General features: G+C 66.6%; 2 protein-coding genes. Both read right to left on the bottom strand.

Features of this window, described 5'->3' with window-relative positions; translation table 11 throughout:
- Positions 1–1,278, bottom strand: a 1,278-nt coding sequence (locus AC1DU4_RS26240) for an Ig-like domain-containing protein (RefSeq protein ID WP_477844896.1), incomplete at its 3' end; no start/stop codon positions are given.
- A 391-nt stretch (positions 1,279–1,669) separates the two neighbouring features.
- Positions 1,670–2,588 (bottom strand): Ig-like domain-containing protein (locus AC1DU4_RS26235; RefSeq protein ID WP_477844894.1); only part of this gene is annotated, 919 nt, incomplete at its 5' end.

Here is a 2,588-nt window from a genome sequence, read left to right as displayed (position 1 = left end):
CTGCGCGGCGAACGACTGCGTGATGGACGCCTTGCCCGAACCGTCCAGCGTCACCGGACCACCGAGGTTGTCCGCACCGTCCTTGAACTGCACCGTGCCGCCGCCCGGAGCCGGYGAAACCTGTACGTCGAACGTCACATCCGTGCCCTCGACCGCCGTCGCCGGACCCGTCACCGACGTCGACGTGACGACATCCGCAGCCGTCACGTTGATGTTGTGCGCACCCGACGTGGATGCGAGGAACTCACCCGTACCCGCATACACCGCAGTGATGCTGCGGGCTCCCGTGGCGAACTGCTGCGTCAGCGAACCCTTGCCGTCCGCACCGAGAGTGACCGGGCCACCGATGTTGGTGGCGCCGTCCTTGAACTGCACCGTGCCACCCGACGGAGCCGGGGAGACCTGCACGTTCAACGTCACGTCCGTGCCCTCGACCGCCGTYGCCGGACCGGTCACCGAGGTCGTCGTGACGACGTCCACCGCGGCCACCGGAACGTTCTGCGCCGCCGAGACCGACTCGTTGGCCTTCGCYGTCCCCAGGAACTTCGCCGTCAGGCTGTGACCACCCGTTGTCGCGGGCGTCCACGCGAACGTCGCCTTGCCCGCCGCCAGCGGRCCCTGRCCGAKCTTCGTCGYSCCGTCGAAGAACTCSACGACGTTGCCGTCGACACCACCGGTGACCGTCGCGCTCAACGGAACCGACTGRCCCACCTTCACMCCCGCMGGCACCGCGGCSARCGCCGTCGTGGTGACGTTCTTGCTCACCGTSAYGGTCGTGCCCTTGTTCGGGTAGCTGCCGGAGCCCAGCGTGCCGGAGTAGTCCGTCCAGGTGTTCATCGCGACGTCTCGGTCGCAGTTCGCCCCGACCTTGTACGAGAACTCGAAGGTGTGCGACTTGGGATCAATGTTCGGATACACCGCCCAGCTGCCGGTGACCCGCGCGAAGTCCGCGCCCTGGCTCTCGAGCCCACGAGGAGAGCCGTCGACCTTCGCCGAGCCCTCCACGTACGTCATGCACGCGGGGCGGAAGTCCTTGACCGCCTGGACGTACTCGACGACGCCCCCGGTCCTCTCGAACTTGATCGACGACGTGACGACGTCACCCTCGGCCGGCGTCACATTGCTGATGGTGCGGGTGAACTTGCTGCTGCCGTCGGTCCAGGTGATCGAGCCCGGCGCCGCACCAGCGATCCCGACGCCGGCGGTGACCGCGAACCCGGCCGCCACCGCGAACGCGCTCACACCACCGATCACCCGGCGGGTGTTTCCTACAGACATTGTTTCCCTCTCGATGACAATCCAGGACGCCCGTCCAACTTTTTGGATTCGGCTCAGGGTAACGCACCAAGCCGATTGTCACGGGCAGATCACGGGGAGAAATTTGAGCGAGATCGGTGGTTCGGCGGGGCACCGCCCAGCGAAGCGTCGCAGCTCGAGAAAAGTGGCCTTGAACTGCCATTTCATGCGGGGACCGCACCACCCCAGGCAGTGACCGCGACGGGCGGTTACCTTTGTTGCTGGCCGGTAATTACTTCGTTCAGCTGACGAATTCGACCCGCAATCGGGCATTTCTGCCATGGCCCGATTCCTGCCGCGAATACGGGTGTGGCCCCTGCCGAACTTCCGGCAGGGGCCACACTCACGTCACTCCGTCAGGGGTTCTGACGGTCTAGGAAGAACCGAACAGGTTCCCCAGCGAACCGCCCGCACCGTTTCCACCCTCGACGGGCTCGTCGACGGTGATGATGCCGACCTCTGTGGTCGAGGCCAGGTGGCCCGGGGCGCCACTGTAGATCGCGGTGATCTGGTGCTCACCGGCAGTGGTGAAGGCCTGCGAGCGAGTCGCCTTGCCTGCGAGCAACCCGACCGGAGCACCGAGCGGCGTGGCGCCGTCCATGAACTGCACGGTTCCACCGGCCGGAGTCGGGGAGACAGTCGCGACCAGGTTCACCGCGGCCCCGTTCTTCGCGGTGGCAGGCATGGCCAGCACCGTGGTGGTGGCCACGTCTGTGATGACGGGGGCCGACACCTCGACCGTGCTGGATTGCGAGACCGAGGTCAGGAAGCCGGTCGTTCCACCGAACTCAGCGGTGATGGTGTGCGCTCCGACGGTCGTGAAGGTGTGGCTCAGCTTCGCCTCACCATTGACCGCGTTCACGGTCTTGCCGATGAGGGCACCACCGTCCTTGAAGAAGATCGTTCCGCCGGACGGGATGGGATCACCGTTCGGACCCTTCACCTTCGCCCACAGGTCGACGGCCACGCCGGTGGTCGCGGTCGCCGGGGCGGTCGCGGTCGTGGTCGTGGCGACGTCGGTCGGAACCGGCGCGCTCACCGTGACCGTGTGTGCCGCCGAGGTGGACCCCTGGAACTCACCCGCACCCGAGTACACCGCGGTAATGCTGCGCGTGCCGGCCGCGAACTTCTGCGTGATGGAACCCTTGCCCTCGGAATCGAAGTTCACGAGGCCACCGATGTTCGTGGCGCCGTCCTTGAACTGCACCGTGCCACCAGCCGGAGCCGGCGAAACCTGCACGTTCAGAACCACATCCGCACCCGCAACAGCGGAAGCCGGACCCGTCACCGAC

Source organism: Rhodococcus sp. P4_F5 (assembly GCF_056401315.1).
This window is presented reverse-complemented; position numbering and strand designations above follow the sequence as displayed.